Here is a 16,073-nt window from a genome sequence, read left to right on the forward strand (position 1 = left end):
TGTAGAAATGGTTACAGATACCCTAATGGAATCTATTAATTGATTAATCATTATATGTATCTAGAATGAGAGTAGCTTAAAATTGCGCACCATGAAGATATACAAGTGTATCTCAACTAGCTTTTCTTATTCTAAGAATAAGACTTTAACTCCCATAATTGACATTAATTTAAAGAGATAACTATTGAGAAATAATATTTTATAAAAATATATTGCTCGTTACTATTACTTGATAAGCTTTTTTAAAATATCAATTATTTTTCAATAAGTTTAAAGGTTATATTCAACTTTTAAAAATAAATTTGCGTTATGTTTGTCATTGATTGGGTTTTCAAAAGTAGACTTACTAAGATCAATGCCTGCAGTATAACGCCAATTTTTATAACTATATTGAAGCTTTGATGAAACCATTAATATTTCTTCAGATACTTTGCTTAGCGGATTTCCAATAATAGGGTTTGTAGGTGCTTTATCATTATTATCCTTGTTTAACTGCAAATGGCGAACTTTGGTTGTAAGTTTAGTATTGGCATCTATTGATGCAATAAAACCTAAAACGACAGTAGTAGCATCATTATCATATAAATTTCCTAATGTTCTTTGGTTGTAACGCATTCCTGTTTGATAAGTAGAATGTTCGTAGAAACAATTACCTAGGTCGCTATTATCAGTGTCAGTACAATCAGCATAAGTATCTGTATATTCTAGATAGATTGAAGTAGGAGCGGAAAATAAGTTAACTTGAGTATCTATGCCCACTTGAATTTGCGGTTCTGTTAAAAAGTTCAAAGAATTGTTGTTGTCGCCATCTTCAGCAAAATATTGTCCATAAATTGCTACAGGAGTCTCGAAAATATTTAGAGAATAGCGTAAATCATAACCTGCTTGTTGATTACCAGGCTCATTTTCTTTGTTTACACCACAATCTAATCCACCAGCACCGCAGTTATCTTTACCAATTAATAAATCAAAAAATGTACTAAAACTGTTTGGTCTTCCTTTTCCTCCCCACTGGGCTAAGCGAGTTATGCCGACCTCTAGATTTTCTATTGGTTTGAAATTAAGCCTAAAGCCCCATAAAAGAGTATCTTCTATGATTCGGTTGTCATCCATAACCCCCATAAAAGAGGTTACTGTCCATGGAATTTGGATATCTGTAAATGGAACCTCGACAGGAATTGCGGATCTTCTTGATATCGCTAATGCAGGAATTGGTCTTGCGTTATTTGTTAAGCTTAAATTACTGTCCCACCCTGGCCCCCACCATCTATCCTGTTTACCGATAGATAATGCCCAGTTTCCAACGAACCCGGCAATATAACTACCATCTAATCGGCTTTTTTTATTATCTCTCGGGTCAAATGTGTAGCTTGACGATATTGAAGCGGCAAAATTATTGGTCATAAAGCTAGTTTGAAATCTGAGGTTATTTTTATCTCTAAAGTCCTCACCAAAGCTTGTAAAACGTTTGTCTTTGTTCGCTGCGTTAAACTCTAACTTTTTTTGGTTTTTTTTGGCAAGTCTGAATTGATAACTAACATAATCGAATGCTTGTTTTTCAGAGCTATTTAAGGTCAGGTAATCAATATTCTTTAGATCTCTTCCTATATCTATCCACATTAAAGGAAATGTTGTCACTGGTGTTTTAATATAGCCTGCGTCAGCAAGCTTTTGAATACCAGTACGTAAGTAGATATTTGACGTATCTATCCATGGTTCAGCCGATGAATAAAAACTAACAAGAATAATTGCGAAAAGTAAATTTTTTGATTTCAATTAAGGTGACTCTGCTTCGTTACAATTTATTTGGTACTAATTTAAAGACGGGTTAACCCCAACTTTCCATACTGCTCTTTTTTCTAGAAAATAGGCGAGGAACAATAAGTCCTAACAGCAGCCCAATGCCGAGAACTATAGCGCCATTAAAGAACCATTGCTTTTTAATGTCAGTATCTTGACTCTTTAATTGCGATTTAGTTTCAGTTAATTCCATATTTAATGCTGCAATATTGTTTTGCAAATCACTTCGCTCGGCTTTAAGCGCTTCAATTTGGCTGCGAGCTCCCTCAAGCTGAGTTGCTACAGCATCTGTTTGAGCTTGAAAACTGGCTAATTTTTCGTTTAAATCTGCAATTACATAACGCATACCAGGTTTCGTTGTAACGTGTTTACTTTCAACCCACCCAGTTTTGTTTTTATCTGTTATAACTTGGCTATATTCATTATTACTTTCACCGGTTAATTGAATTTTATCACCAGAATTTATTGTACCAAGAATACGGTAATTTTTTCCCGCGCCAGAGTGCATATATATAAATAAATTTTCGGAAATATAGCCATCAGAAGTATTACTTTCGGCCGAATCGGCACTAGATAAAAAAGACAGGGAGCAAACGAGTGCAAAGGAAAATTGTTTTATGTTCATCATTAAGTAACCAATAGCGCCATTTAAACAGTGAATGGCAAAGATAGTAGGACTTTGCTGTAATGATAGCAAGTGATGATTGCCTAGAATGCGGAGATTTTTGATATAAAATATTTATCCTGTAATATTAGCGTAAATATTTCTCACTAATGGTTTAAAATAAAGCCTTAGCGATTGTAAGTCTGATTGATTAATAGTATTGGAATGATATGACCACGGAAATAGAGCTTAAATATTTAGTTGTAGCTGAAGTAACGGCAGAACAAATCAGCCAAGTATTTAGACAAAAAAATATTGAGTTTACTTTTAAAGAAAAACAACTGACTAATAGTTATTTTGATACCGCAGATCTAAACTTGCGAAAATTTGATATGGGCTTACGAGTTCGTTGTGATAATGGCTGTAACGAACAAACAATTAAAACGGCAGGGCAAGTTGTTGGTGGCTTACATAGCAGACCAGAATATAATATCGATATTGAAGGTAAATTTCCTATATTGTCAATGTTTCCTCATGAGATTTGGCACCCTCAGCAATCTGTCGCAGAGTTGCAAAATGCACTAATCTCCATCTTTAGTACTAATTTCAACCGTAATATTTGGTTAATAACAGACGAAAACGATAATCAAATAGAGCTTGCTCTGGATTTAGGCGTGATAGCAAGTGGGGGGGAAAGTGAGAGTATTTGTGAAATTGAAATTGAGTTGGTTACCGGCTCGACAGAGGTGTTGTTTGATTTAGCGCAGATTTTATTTGATGAGTTTCCTATGCGCCCCGGAATTAAAAGTAAAGCTGCACGAGGTTACGCATTGTGGCGCAATATTACGCAAGAAGAAACCAATATACCTGCATTGTTTATATGTGATTCCCGTACCGACTCAATCGAAAGTGCATTTAATTTAGGCTTAAATAGAGGCTTAACAGACTTACAACAAAATACCGCTGACTATTTAGCTAGCCAATCATTAATTGACTTAGCAAAAATTAAAGCAAGCCTGGCGGTTATTCGTCATGGATTTTGGTTATTTGAAGCACAATTAACAACAGCAGAATTAAGTATAAGAAACGAATTGAGTTATTTTGTTCATTTACTTGCTTGGGTCGATAATGCGATAAACTTACAAGAATTAACTAATAAAACTGGTAATTATCGGAAGAAACTTGATTATAGCGAGCAGCTTATTGAGCAGCTTAAAATAGCTAAACGACGTTTCCCTAATCATGATGATATTAGCCAATTATTGCATTCAAGTCGTTTTAATCAGTTGCAACTCGATATTTTAAAATTGTATTTGATGCGCGCAGAATCAGCCACTGCAGGCAATGTCGAGTCTCGTAGTGAGTTAGTTCAGTTTGCACGAGAAAGAATTCAGTTTAGTTTAAGTGAAATTAGCGATGAGATGAAAAGCGCAGTTAGTTTTAATTGTGAGCAATACATAGCGCAAAGTAAATTACTTTATCGAAGCCTATTAACCGGTACATGGCTTTCAGGGGTGTTTAATCACGAGCTACGGGATAGGTTTCGTCGACCTTGGCTAGACTTACAACAAGGGATCAGTGAATTACAATCTTTGTGGATTATTCAGCAGCAGCTAGAAAAACTCTCACAACCACCGAAGAAGCTAGTGCTATGGCAAAGAAGTAAAGTTGATGGTTTGTTAACGGCTTTAGATAATACTAAAGCAATGGCGACTGCCATGCCACCCTATTGGCATGAGCCGCTATAAGTGAGCTATCAACACTGCTGTAAGTTAGAGTTGTTAGTGAATTTCAGCAATGGCATCAAGTATTTCCTTCTGTTTTTCAGTGTTTTGCTATGCTTTTTGGTAACAAGTAGTATTGCAACAGAGTATAAATTGCCAAGTCAAGACTCGCGGCTAATTGGCAAGCTTGAATATCACAAGGTGGTAAAAGGTGATTATTTTCAAAAAATTGCTGAAAAATATAATGTAGGTTTTCTGGCGTTAATGGCTGCAAATCCCAATGTAGATCCATTCTTACCTTCAGTTGGCCATACGTTAACTATCCCAAATGAAATGTTATTGCCGTATGGTAAGCGAGAAGGGATTATCATTAATTTATCGGAACTGCGTTTATACTATTTTCCACCTAATGCTGAGAGTGTTCATGTTTTTCCTGTTGGTATCGGTCGCCAAGGTTTAGCAACACCTAAAACAGTCAGTTATGTTAGTGAAAAAAGGCAAAACCCTGTTTGGCGTCCTACTCAAGAAATGAAAGCACGATATTTTGCCAAGCATGGTAAGCATTTAGCCGACGAGGTTCCCGCAGGGTTAAATAACCCGTTTGGAAAATATGCCTTAAGGCTTGGCACAAGCGTTTATTTATTGCATGGTTCAAATCAACGATTTGGTATTGGTATGAGAGCGAGTTCTGGTTGTATACGCTTATATGATGACGATATTAAGTGGCTATTTGAGCATGTTGCAATTGGTACCCCAGTACGAATTGTCGATCAAAGTATTAAAATGTCATATGAACCAACGAAAAAACTAATAGAAGTGCACAGTCCGTTAACTGCTGATGGTGGTAAGTCAAAGCAAGCTATTACTAAGGCGGTAACAAGCTTTGTTGGCAGTAGTGTTGATAATAAAAAAATTTTACTAGAGCAAGTTAGCCAGGCAACAGGGCTAGTCAACGAACTAGTAAGTTACTAATAACACCGATAACACTACCTAGAACGAACAGCGATACCGGTGAGTTTAGTATGGTAATTTGCAAGCTATATTAAGCCTTTATTTTTTAAAGCTTGCTACCATGTTATCAATACGTTCGTTGGCTTTATCAACGGCCATATTGGTCTCAGCTAAAGCTTTGTTTGTCATTTCTTGTGCTGCGCCAAGCTCAGTAACTTCTGACGACATTGCTTGTGTTTGTGATGATAAACTATTTACCTGTTCGGTTAAGTTATCTACTTTTTGGTTAAGACGGGCAATATTCTCCTCTAATGCAGCGTTATTAGCACAACCTGAAATGCTAATAAGTAATGCAGTTACCGTTATAAGTTTTAATTGCATAATAATAATCCCTGTGTTTATTTATTGTTCTATTTCTAGTATGACACAAAAAACGCGAGCCAGTACTAGTCGCAATTTTTTAACTTGGTTAACATAGTTAAAAGAGATAGTTTTAAAGTTGTAGCATCAAGAGAACTCATTGAAATTCTAACTGCAAAGTTAGCTTTGTTAACCTAGGCCTTTAAAATTATATGATGGTAGCTATTTATTGTTTTTGCTATCAATTAAACTTTCAATTTGGTGTTCAAGTTTGCTGAGCTTTTTTGCTATTTGACTATTCTGTTCAATTATTTCAGCATTTTGTTTTCTTAATTCTCGGTTTTTAATGTTGGTATCGGCAAAACCAAATATTTTATTGACAAAAACCGCACCAATACCACCTAAAATACCAACACCAAGGATAAACATAATAAAAACAGATATTCTGCCAACCAAAGTGATTGGATAGACATCACCAAAGCCTATGGTTGTTGATGACATCACCATAAGCCAAATAGCATCACTAAAACTTTGAACAGGTGAGGTTTCTAAATCTACTTCAGCGAGATAAGTGACATAACCTAATGACAAATTCAAGCTAAGAAATAAAGCAAAAGAAACAATGCCGATAAAGCCGTAATTGTAATTTTTTACTCCGAATTCATCAATACGGTACAAATTACTTTTTTCCATGGCTTTTTGAACAACAATCATGATTTTTCTCTTGGCTCTTTATTTATAATGGCTCTAGTAAATACTATGTTAGTGATGGAATTTATGTTTCGTTCACATAGTTGATTAAATCTTCCATTAACTTCTTCTTTATTTCAAGTTGTTGATCTGAAGTTAAGTCATATTTTTCGGCAAGTAGTTCATAATCACTTGGTGACAGACTTACCGTTAACCTTGGCCGTTTCGGGCGTTTATTTGTCGGCAAACCTAAAATATCACGAATTTGCTCAGAAGGGCTAATGCCAGCCTCAAGTGCTTGCTTTCTTATTGACAGTTGAATTTTTTCATCCATATCAAAAGCAACCTGAACGGCTTTAACTGCTTTCACGGATGATTGCCATTTTTCAGGTAATTTACGAGACACAATTAACTTCCTGGGTACATATCAGCAATATCAGTTGTTGCTTTAAATAAGGTTAAAAATACTTCGGTATCACCATCTTGCCACACTTCAATATCAATACCTTTGTCTTGATCTTCATTATACAAGACATATAGCTCAAATTGCTCGCCACTCTCGTTGCCTTCGTATGGCGATAATTTATCTTTGCGGTGATCTTTACGATGGAAAAATCCCACTTGTGCAAAAACGCTTTGGCGATAAATTTCATCGCTCCAGCCCGACGTATTACTATTATCGGCTTGACGCTCTAATTGTGCTTGGCCTGGCTCGTCAAAAATTGTTGAGAATTGCTCTAGATCAAACAAGCTTTCAACATCTTGGTGCTGAATTTTGAGTGAGAATTTTAAATAGGTTTTATCATCTTCGTCTAAGGTTAAATAAAACTGTATGTCATTATTACCTTGCAGTACCCATTCGGTTTGAGTGTTGTGTTCAAATTCGTAGCTATTAACTGCACTAACTTGAAACTCTTGTGCTCTAAGTGCTTCAGGAAGTCCAAAGCTGTCAGACATAACAATAATGTCGCCTTGGGTAAGATCTTTAACATTGCTTAGTTTTCGCTCTTGAACAGGCTTTTTGAACATTCTTTTTAAAAAACTCAAAGGCTTCTCCTACACATCACCCTTATGTCAGGTGTTTTGAAATTGATAATCACTTCAACGAAAAAACCGCTTAACATCAAAGATGAAAAGCGGTGTGAAGGCTCAATTAATTATTTTTGCTTAGCTTTTAAACGCTCTAATACTGAGTTTGCGTTGTTATCGCTAGCACCAATACCGGCTTCTTTTAATTTTGCTTCTAACGAGCTATCTGAATTTTCCGATTCTAATACTTCGGCAGCTTTCATTTGGTCATCAAACTTTTGCTGTTTAGCTTTAATGCGCTCTAACGAGTCTTTAGCATTTAATAACTTAGAGTTACTTGAAGAGAAGTTATCTGTAATTGCAGACGTTGCTTTTTGTACGCTTTCTGTGGTTTTAACCATAGATAATTGACGTTTGTATTCGGCTACTTGGCGTTCACTCTTTTTCACTAATTCTTTTAGGCGCTCAGCATTACCTTGAAAGCTGTCTAACGCTTGCTGCTGGGTGGCTAATTCACTTTCTAATGCAGAAATTTTTTCAGCAACAGCCAGTGCTAATGCATCATCACCTTTCTCTAAAGCCTGCACTGCATAGCCTTCATGCTCGGTAATTTCGCGCTTTATGCGGTCAACTTCACGACTTGATGACATTTGTTGTGCCATTACACCGGTAAGGTCACGTTTCGCTTTAGTTAAGTGGTTTTCAGCATCACGAATTTCTTGTTCGAAGATACGTGTTGCATTTGAATCGACAATGGCTTCACCAACTTCAGTTGCGCCACCACGGATAGCGGTCATAATTTTCTTAAAAATACTCATAATAATACTCCTACAGTGGCTGCTTAAACTAAGTAATCACTCATATCGTCAATAATTTCTAGCGCATTGTTACTTAAAACTGCTAGCTCATGTTCTATGTCGTTAAATGTAGAGCTAATAGCTAACGCTCCAAAAATGACATATTTATCACCAATTTTTGAAAATGATGATAATGGCATGGGAATGTTCATTTCTAACATACTGACATGCATTTCATTTAACTTATCTGATTTCACTTCATCTTGACCCCAAAGATAGGTAATACATAAAATTTGGTCGTCAGTAACAGAAACAAAAACGGGTAACTCTTCACGGCCAAGTACCGTAATTTGTAGTACATCAACTTCACCTGCAATTGGTTGGCAATCAAAAACCATCCCGGTATGTGATTCATCTGCCAAAGTGTTCAGGTAATCAGCTATCTTATGAATATTCATGTTTTTCCTCATGTTTAAATAAGTAGCGTAAAAAACAAGTAACAATGTTTTTTACTTGACGACATAATATGTCGTGTAGGGTTAATTTAGCATTAAGACATAATATGTCAAGTGCTTATTTTCATTTTTCTCATCATAACTCAGATAATTTTATTGTAAATGAGCATTGTTTAAGCCTTGCTGATCTTGCCAAGCCTGCTGATGTAATTGATAAATGGCATGGCTTCCTAAATAATTAATAGGCACGTTCGCTTGGTTTTTATAAAAGTCGCGGGAGAAATCAAACGCGTTTATTACCATAGCGAGTGTCAACCAGTGATGAGGCACGGGTAATTCGCTGAGTTTTTTTAACCTAGTTAAAGGCGCCGCGCCATTTTTACTGGCAATAGTCCAGCCCCATTCGCCAAAGCTAGGTACGTTGTCATGATACTGCTGAACAGAGGAAAGTCCTGCAGCCTTAACGGTTTTACCTATGGCAATAAAAGCATCTTTAGCGTGATATGGACTTGCTGATTGAATACCTATTAACCCGTCACCGGCAAGTAACTGTTTTAATCTGGCATAAAAATTTACAGAATAAAGTTTGTTCAGATCTGGGTGGCTTGGATCGGGTAAATCAACAATGATCGCATCATAATTTCTATTATTTTGTAGTAGCTTATCAATGGCAAGAAACGCGTCTGCAGAAATAATTTCTACGCGATTATCTTGTAAGCTTGCCTCAGTCAACGTGCTAATACTAGTTGCCAATGGCGATGGTAATTGCTCTGCAGGCGATTTAAATAAATTTATTAACTCACTATCTAAATCAACTAATGTGACTTTTTTAGGCTGCCATTTCAGTACATCACGTAGCGCTAAACCATCACCGCCGCCAATAATTAAAACGTTCTCTTGTCGGGCTGAGCCAGCTAAAACTGGGCTAACCAAGTAACTGTGGTAGATAAACTCGTCTGAAGAGGAAAACTGTAGGCGGCCATTAAGGTAAAAATTAATAACTTTGTTTTCCATGGCGCCGATATTGCGCTCGGTAAAGGTCAATTGTTGGTAGCGAGTTTTGTCACTATAAACCACTTTATCTAGGTAAAGTAGATTACTCATTTGGCTAAGCCATGAATTACCATATTGATAGATAGCCATTATCAGTAGCAATAAAACAAGGTGAGTGGATATCAGTGTTTTTCGCCAGTTCAACTTTTGCCAATAATAAATAACAAAAATACTACCCGCTATTAGGTTAAGTGCTGCGGTCAGCGCGCTGGCTTTGCTGATGTCTATGGTCAGTAAAAAGATAACCCAAATGGCTGCGCCAATACCGGCACCAACATAGTCTGCACCGTAAATAGTCCCTAAATTATGCTTCAAGTGTTTTTGATGAATTTCTTCTCGAATTCTTGCAATTAACGGAATTTCCATACCAATGAAAAAACCTAAAATAAGGCCGAAAAAATAAGGACTATTAAAGGCAATAAAACTAAGTTGCTTAAATAGGCCACCACGAGGGTATGCATCTGGTGGCAAATTAAACATTTGCCCTAATATATCTGGAAAAGTTTGGGTTAGGGCAATCAAGCCACCAATAATTAAAATTGAGCTACTGCCAAGAAAGGCAATCACCAACTCTAGCCAAACAAAGCCATTGAAGGCACATTGTATTTTTCGTGCTGCAAATGCGCCTAGCCCCATGGCCACTATCATTAAACCTATCATGGCATAGATAGTACTTTCCATAATACCGAGTACACGCCCAGCATAATGAGAAAGTAGGTATTCGTAAATGAGCCCGCAGCCAGCTAATACGGCCATAGTTAGAATAAGGAGAACATCATCAAACAGACGACTTCTATTACTCATTATATTTATTCCTGATTATCATTCATTGAGGATATTTGAAACTAGGCGAAGGCTAAATTGCTAAAAAGTATTCAACTACCCACATAGGTTTTGAATACTTTATTAGCGACATTTTAATTTTGTTGTAGCAAGCCTGAATTTGTTAAGACATTAACGCAGTTAATATTAAGGCAATAGAAATGCTAATCGCCATTTCAACACAGGCAACACCAATATTATGTTGTTGGTCTACTTCTTCAACAAGATTAATGCCCATTAGCACTAAACGTTTTGCAATTGAGGTTAGCAATGCAACAAGTAATGTCATTACAAAACCAAAGACTAACCAGCCAACCAGGTTGACCATTAGGGTTTCAGGGCTATAAGTTAAGAAATGGCTTGCTGCGGTTACAGCTAAAGCAGTACTAATTACTTGGCCAGCATAACGAATTGCTAAGGCAATTTGCCCATCGGCAAAAGCACTTTGCATACTGCCATTTTGGTTATTAGCCGCATATTGGCGCTCTTTAATACGTGTGACTAACACTAACATAGCTTGGGAAACAATAAAGCCTGCGGCAATGGCGGTGAAGGTATTGATATCTAAACCGTACACCCATAACAGTACCGCGCGAATAATAATCGCGGTGGCAATTGCACCAGAGGCGTCAACAATACCGACAGTAATATTTCGTGCTTTAATTTGCGCATTTTTGTCGATTTGATTTAAGGCAAATCTATCATGAAATATTCGGCCTACTTTAATTAAGATTAAGCCAAATATGCCATAACTTGCCATACCAATAGCTTCCATTAGGTAACTGTCGGCATTTTCACCAGTGATGGCACCCGTTAATACAATACCTAATGCTGCTACGCTACCAGCAACACTAATACCAAAAGCAAAGTTGTCTTCTTTTGCTAATTCATCGGTTGAGTTAACTTGTGCTGATAAACCGCTGATGAAGCGCATTGCACCGAGTAGAACAATGGCGATGGCGATATCAATCGCTAAGAAAATTAATAGTTCTTGGTTTAAACCCGTTATTTCAATAAATGTATTCATATTAATTCCTACTTGCCACGTCGAAAGCTACGTGAGGTGGTACTTTTACTATTTCTAAAGCTGGCATTTTTTGTACTTTTACTTGATTTGGCATAAGTACTTTTATTCGTTGTTTTGCTAGCAAAGCGATTGGCACTGGTTTGTGCATTTTTACTTTGGCTTGAAATACTCGACGCTCCGGTTCTATTTTTACTGTATGCGCTGGTATATTTTTGCCCGCGACTTTGAAATGATTTACGTGTGCGATTATCAATATCTGTTTGTTTACGCAATTGGCTTGGTGAACTATAACGTTTTCGGCCATAGTCATTGTAGTAACTATAATTACGGCTGCGCCCCCAGTCACTGTAATAAGTGCGGCGAGAGCCAAACAGGTCACCCATCATTGAATACATGCCATACCACGCCCAAAAAGACATGCCATTAGAACCTGTTGTCCAACTGCCATAAGCCGGGTTACCTATAAGCTGCTCTCCTGTGCCAAAGTCTTGTGCTTTATTTGCTGCCAGACTTTGTGCTTTAGACATAGCATTAACTCGAGGTAATGTACCGTCTGACATATCAGCTAGTACATTTAGCGGATCACTTAAGGCATCGGAATATAAAACAGGATCTGCCGCTTGGTATAAGTTTAAAAGTTCGTCATAGATGGCTTGAGAGCTTTCAAACATTTGCGGCTGATTTTTTACGGTATTAAGGCGGTCAACAAGCGCACGATACATAGGGCCTTGCGTACCTGTATCTTTAATAAATTCATCAATTAATGGCTTATAGTCGGGTTTATCGGCAATTAATCTTTGCGCATACTGCTTGATTAAGTTTGCGTTACGTACTTGCCCATCAGCCAGTGCCTGCGCAAGCATGTCAATACGCTGCTCTGTTATTGGGGTTTGCTGTACTATTTGCTCTTTTACTGGATCTCCACAAGCGGAAAGTAGTAAAACTAGCACAATGATAAGTGATTTTATTGGCTGCATTTCTGCCATAGTGTCCTCAAAAATGCTATGGTTATCATTTATTAATATCACTTATGACATATTATGTCTATTGTTTTAGACGTATCCGTGAAATTAATTTATTAGTCATGACGTACTGCTGAATCAGCAATGTAGCTTTTATCGAGGTCACTGTGTCAAATTCTCATTGTTCTTTAACTCACCCGCTAATCAAAAGCCAACAAGCAAAAAGTTGGCAACAGTTCTCTCAACAGTACCCTGAAGCAAGTACTAGCCTAAGTGGTGAACGACTAGTTTACTTTCAACAAGCATTAGCGCTAAGCGATTTTATTCTACGCAGTGCATTGCAAGCACCAGAACTTGTCATAGAACTTTTTAAAAGTGAACAATTATTTACCCAGTGCACCCCTGATTATGAACAGTTACTGGCAATAAAATTAAGTGATTGTACAAGCGAAGAGCAGTTACACAAAAGCTTGCGACAATTTCGTTTAGTACAAATGGTGCATATTGCAGTAGGAGATTTTTTGCTCGATGTTAGTTTGGACGAGTCACTCAAACGTTTATCATCACTTGCTGATAATTTAATCCTCGCTGCTAAGAACTGGTTAAGCAAACTTTGCCAAGACAAATGGGGTGTACCAGTTAATGCTGCGGGTGAAGAGCAGCAACTTTTAATTTATGGCATGGGGAAGCTTGGCGGTCAGGAGCTAAATTTCTCTTCTGACATTGATCTTATTTTTGTTTACCCAGAAACCGGTGAAACTCAAGGTGTAAGACGCACCCTTGATAACCAAATGTTCTTTACTCGTCTCGGGCAAAAGCTAATTACGGCACTACATCAAAAAACGGCAGACGGATTTGTTTATCGTGTTGATATGCGTTTAAGGCCGTTTGGTGAAAGTGGTCCCTTGGTTTTATCATTTAATGCCATGGAAAATTATTACCAAGATCAAGGGCGTGACTGGGAACGCTATGCCATGCTAAAGGCGCGATTAGTTGGGCAAGGTAAGTACCATGGCCAACTTACAAAAATGCTTCGACCTTTTGTTTATCGCCGCTATATAGATTTTAGTGTTATTGATAGTCTACGCCGTATGAAAGCAATGATCGCTCAAGAAGTTAGGCGTAAACAGCTCAACAATAATATAAAACTTGGTGCTGGTGGTATTCGTGAAATTGAGTTTATTGTGCAGGTTTTTCAAATGATCCGCGGCGGTCGAGTTTTAGAGTTGCAGCACCGAAATCTACTGACGGTATTACCGTTATTGGTAAAGCATGGAGAAATTAGCCAGTCGAGTGCCGCAGTATTGACCAACAGCTATCGCTTCTTACGGCGAGTGGAAAACATTATTCAAGCATTAGGCGATCAGCAAACACAAACCCTACCTGATAATGACTTAGACCAACAGCGCCTAATTACCATTCTTGCTGATGATAGTTGTGCTGATTGGGCAAGCTTTTTACAGCAACTTGTTTTGCATATGCAAGGTGTTCATCAGCAATTTGTTGAACTTATTGGTGAAGAGAGCCCTAACCGTCAGGCAGTTGATCAATACTGGAGTACACTTTGGGACAGTCAGTGGGATGATGATGAGTCAATAACTTGGATAAGCCAATCGCCGCAACTTATAGCTAATAATGGTGATAACCCTTGTTGGCATAGCGAAGTGTTATGGCGCTCATTGAAAGAGTTTCGAGATGAAATGAGTAAACGCAGTATGGGAAACCGAGGCCGACAGGTGTTGGATAAATTGATCCCAAGTTTGTTATGGCATATTGCCAATTTAAAATTAAGTGAACAGTCATTAGCCCGAGTTTTAACCGTGCTAACAACAATTGCCACTCGCACTGCTTATTTAGAGTTACTATTTGAGAATGAAGGTGCATTGAAGCACCTAATTCACTTGTGTCACAACAGTAGCTGGGTTGCTGAGCATATTGCCAAATACCCAATATTATTGGACGAACTTATTGACCCGAAACTTTTTCATCAAGCACCACAATTAACTTCTTATGGCGCTGAACTTAGAGAAGTAATGCTACGGGTGCCCGAAGAAGATCAAGAAGCACAAATGATCACGCTTCGACAGTTTAAGCAAATTAAGCAATTGCGTATTGCTGCTGCAGATATATCAGGTATTTTGCCAATAACTGAGGTGAGCGAACATTTAACGGCTTTAGCTGAAGCTATGATTGAAGAAGTTGCTAACTTGGCATGGCAGCAACTAAGCGAACGTTTCGGGGTACCTAGTAGCAAAGCAGGTTCACAAGATAAGGGCTTTGCTGTTATTGGTTATGGCAAATTAGGAGGTATAGAGCTAGGTTATAGCTCTGATTTAGATTTAGTTTTTGTGCATGATGCTGACTTGTCAGAATCCACAACCGGTGCCAAACAGATTACTGCGGGTCAGTTTTACTTGAAGCTTGCACAACGTATGATGCACCTTTTTAATACGCGTATGGCCAATGGTATTCTGTATGAATTAGATATGCGTTTACGGCCATCAGGCAATGCTGGTTTGCTGATGGTGCATATCGACACCTTCGAACACTATCAAAAAAATGATGCCTGGACATGGGAGCATCAAGCGCTTGTACGTACACGAATAATTTTTGCAGCCAATGCATTAGCACAAAGGTTTAATCATATAAAGCGTGATGTGCTTGCAACAACACGAGACTTAAATACGCTGCGTAACGATGTGCAGAATATGCGTGCTAAAATGCGTAATCACCTTGATAAGTCATCACCTGAAAAAGTTGATATTAAACAAGGGCGTGGCGGCCTAGTGGATATCGAGTTCTTTGTGCAATATTTAGTGTTAGCGTTAAGTGCAAAACACCCAGAATTAAGTGCGCATTCAGACAATATTAGCTTGCTAGAAAACTTAGCCAAATTAAATTTAATTACTCAGCAAGAGCAGCAATTACTAACCAATAATTATTGTAAGCTACGCGATTTTGGTCATCATGCAACATTGCAAAATAATGAACAAATGCTATTAACCAATATTTTTCAGCGAGACTTTCACAATATTTTGCCGATATTAAATAAAGTACTTAGTTAACTTTTATTACTAATCACCGACGCGACTTAGGTAATAAAATGCACTCATTCTCTAAATACGGAATGGTGTATTCAATAAGTACGATGGCACGTTGTTGATTACAAAAGTAAATGCTTAGGCCATTTTCAAAGTGGCCTTCTACTGCTTTACCGACTTGATAAGCTGTGGTGAGGATACCTTTATTGATACGAAAAGCATCTTTGACTAAATAGTCGCGATTTAGCCACCAAATAACCTCCAAGCCATTGTCTTGTGCATATTCAGAAAGTTTTTGAAATAAGGTTTCACCTAAGCGAAACGGATGGTTATTTGTTCTACCCGTCCAATTTCTACGTAAAGGTCGAGTAATCAGCCTACGGGCTTCAAGTATTTTTTCTAAATCGCCTTTAGGCTCAGGTAAGTAAACAATATTATTTCTTATTTTAGGACCTTTTTCATCGTCGCCATGTAAATTGGCGTAGAAGCGCGAAAGCCCTTCCGCGGCAGCATTTTTACTCTTAGTTGGGCGAACAACTGATTTTTTCTCTGCATCGGCAACGCTAACAGACGTTGACGAATTGCCAGTCACCTCAGAAATATCATCTGCCGCTTCTTGGCTTAATGAAAAAAGTAAGTCCTGATTCATCAACAATGCTGATGCTAAGCCGATTAAAATAGCCCCTAAAACGATATTGCGCAGCCAAAAATTCATAAGTTATTTATATTTATGTTACATCTTAGCTTATACCATAACC

General features: G+C 37.7%; 15 protein-coding genes. 3 read left to right on the forward strand and 12 right to left on the reverse strand.

Features of this window, described 5'->3' with window-relative positions:
• Positions 1-270 precede the first annotated feature (270 nt).
• Positions 271-1,776, reverse strand: coding sequence for a capsule assembly Wzi family protein (locus AC27HL_RS08290; RefSeq protein WP_487080502.1), 1,506 nt, complete (start codon positions 1,774-1,776; stop codon positions 271-273).
• A 52-nt stretch (positions 1,777-1,828) separates the two neighbouring features.
• Positions 1,829-2,428 carry a TIGR04211 family SH3 domain-containing protein gene (locus tag AC27HL_RS08295; protein WP_487080503.1) on the reverse strand — a complete coding sequence of 200 codons (600 nt, stop codon included), beginning with the start codon at positions 2,426-2,428 and terminating at the stop codon, positions 1,829-1,831.
• A 206-nt stretch (positions 2,429-2,634) separates the two neighbouring features.
• Between AC27HL_RS08295 and AC27HL_RS08300 the strand changes: the two genes are divergently transcribed.
• Both AC27HL_RS08300 and AC27HL_RS08305 read left to right on the forward strand, forming a co-directional pair.
• Positions 2,635-4,152, forward strand: coding sequence for a CYTH and CHAD domain-containing protein (locus tag AC27HL_RS08300; RefSeq protein ID WP_487080504.1), 1,518 nt, complete (start codon positions 2,635-2,637; stop codon positions 4,150-4,152).
• 96 nt (positions 4,153-4,248) lie between these two features.
• Positions 4,249-5,100, forward strand: coding sequence for a L,D-transpeptidase family protein (locus AC27HL_RS08305; RefSeq protein WP_487080505.1), 852 nt, complete (start codon positions 4,249-4,251; stop codon positions 5,098-5,100).
• A 78-nt stretch (positions 5,101-5,178) separates the two neighbouring features.
• Here AC27HL_RS08305 and AC27HL_RS08310 read toward each other — a convergent pair whose 3' ends face one another.
• The 9 genes from AC27HL_RS08310 to AC27HL_RS08350 all read right to left on the reverse strand — a co-directional run bounded on the left by AC27HL_RS08310 (position 5,179) and on the right by AC27HL_RS08350 (position 12,298).
• Positions 5,179-5,460 (reverse strand): LPP leucine zipper domain-containing protein, encoded by a 282-nt coding sequence (locus AC27HL_RS08310; protein ID WP_487080506.1) that lies wholly within the window; start codon positions 5,458-5,460, stop codon positions 5,179-5,181.
• A 201-nt stretch (positions 5,461-5,661) separates the two neighbouring features.
• A complete protein-coding gene (locus AC27HL_RS08315; RefSeq protein WP_487080507.1) occupies positions 5,662-6,153 on the reverse strand; it encodes a potassium channel family protein in 492 nt (163 codons plus the stop codon).
• A 61-nt stretch (positions 6,154-6,214) separates the two neighbouring features.
• Entirely contained in the window at positions 6,215-6,535 is a 321-nt protein-coding gene (locus AC27HL_RS08320) for a hypothetical protein (RefSeq protein WP_487080508.1), read from the reverse strand.
• Between the two features lie 2 nt (positions 6,536-6,537).
• Entirely contained in the window at positions 6,538-7,176 is a 639-nt protein-coding gene (locus AC27HL_RS08325) for a hypothetical protein (RefSeq protein ID WP_487080509.1), read from the reverse strand.
• Between the two features lie 110 nt (positions 7,177-7,286).
• On the reverse strand, positions 7,287-7,976 hold the full coding sequence (locus tag AC27HL_RS08330) for a PspA/IM30 family protein (protein WP_487080510.1): 690 nt from the start codon (positions 7,974-7,976) through the stop codon (positions 7,287-7,289).
• Positions 7,977-7,999: 23 nt separating this feature from the next.
• On the reverse strand, positions 8,000-8,413 hold the full coding sequence (locus AC27HL_RS08335; RefSeq protein WP_487080511.1) for a YjfI family protein: 414 nt from the start codon (positions 8,411-8,413) through the stop codon (positions 8,000-8,002).
• Between the two features lie 150 nt (positions 8,414-8,563).
• Complete coding sequence (locus AC27HL_RS08340) at positions 8,564-10,267, reverse strand: polyamine aminopropyltransferase (protein ID WP_487080512.1); 1,704 nt, start codon at positions 10,265-10,267, stop codon at positions 8,564-8,566.
• A 142-nt stretch (positions 10,268-10,409) separates the two neighbouring features.
• Positions 10,410-11,312, reverse strand: coding sequence for a DUF350 domain-containing protein (locus AC27HL_RS08345; RefSeq protein ID WP_487080513.1), 903 nt, complete (start codon positions 11,310-11,312; stop codon positions 10,410-10,412).
• An 8-nt stretch (positions 11,313-11,320) separates the two neighbouring features.
• Positions 11,321-12,298, reverse strand: coding sequence for a hypothetical protein (locus AC27HL_RS08350; RefSeq protein WP_487080514.1), 978 nt, complete (start codon positions 12,296-12,298; stop codon positions 11,321-11,323).
• Positions 12,299-12,441: 143 nt separating this feature from the next.
• Here AC27HL_RS08350 and glnE point away from each other — a divergent pair, with 143 nt between their 5' ends.
• Positions 12,442-15,339: a bifunctional [glutamate--ammonia ligase]-adenylyl-L-tyrosine phosphorylase/[glutamate--ammonia-ligase] adenylyltransferase gene (gene glnE / locus AC27HL_RS08355; RefSeq protein ID WP_487080515.1), complete on the forward strand. Its 2,898-nt coding sequence runs from the start codon at positions 12,442-12,444 to the stop codon at positions 15,337-15,339.
• Positions 15,340-15,352: 13 nt separating this feature from the next.
• Here glnE and AC27HL_RS08360 read toward each other — a convergent pair whose 3' ends face one another.
• Complete coding sequence (locus tag AC27HL_RS08360; RefSeq protein ID WP_487080516.1) at positions 15,353-16,030, reverse strand: TcpQ domain-containing protein; 678 nt, start codon at positions 16,028-16,030, stop codon at positions 15,353-15,355.
• Positions 16,031-16,073 lie beyond the last annotated feature (43 nt).

The sequence above is a fragment of the Colwellia aquaemaris genome, assembly GCF_057548755.1.

Bases quoted from the DNA above. Each gene is read 5' to 3' on its own strand.
- AC27HL_RS08300 (WP_487080504.1), top strand. From the start codon at position 2,635: ATGACCACGGAAATAGAGCTTAAATATTTAGTTGTAGCTGAAGTAACG.
- AC27HL_RS08330 (WP_487080510.1), bottom strand. From the start codon at position 7,976: ATGAGTATTTTTAAGAAAATTATGACCGCTATCCGTGGTGGCGCAACT.
- AC27HL_RS08315 (WP_487080507.1), bottom strand. From the start codon at position 6,153: ATGATTGTTGTTCAAAAAGCCATGGAAAAAAGTAATTTGTACCGTATT.
- AC27HL_RS08350 (WP_487080514.1), bottom strand. From the start codon at position 12,298: ATGGCAGAAATGCAGCCAATAAAATCACTTATCATTGTGCTAGTTTTA.
- AC27HL_RS08310 (WP_487080506.1), bottom strand. From the start codon at position 5,460: ATGCAATTAAAACTTATAACGGTAACTGCATTACTTATTAGCATTTCA.
- AC27HL_RS08360 (WP_487080516.1), bottom strand. From the start codon at position 16,030: ATGAATTTTTGGCTGCGCAATATCGTTTTAGGGGCTATTTTAATCGGC.
- AC27HL_RS08340 (WP_487080512.1), bottom strand. From the start codon at position 10,267: ATGAGTAATAGAAGTCGTCTGTTTGATGATGTTCTCCTTATTCTAACT.
- AC27HL_RS08295 (WP_487080503.1), bottom strand. From the start codon at position 2,428: ATGATGAACATAAAACAATTTTCCTTTGCACTCGTTTGCTCCCTGTCT.
- AC27HL_RS08335 (WP_487080511.1), bottom strand. From the start codon at position 8,413: ATGAATATTCATAAGATAGCTGATTACCTGAACACTTTGGCAGATGAA.
- AC27HL_RS08345 (WP_487080513.1), bottom strand. From the start codon at position 11,312: ATGAATACATTTATTGAAATAACGGGTTTAAACCAAGAACTATTAATT.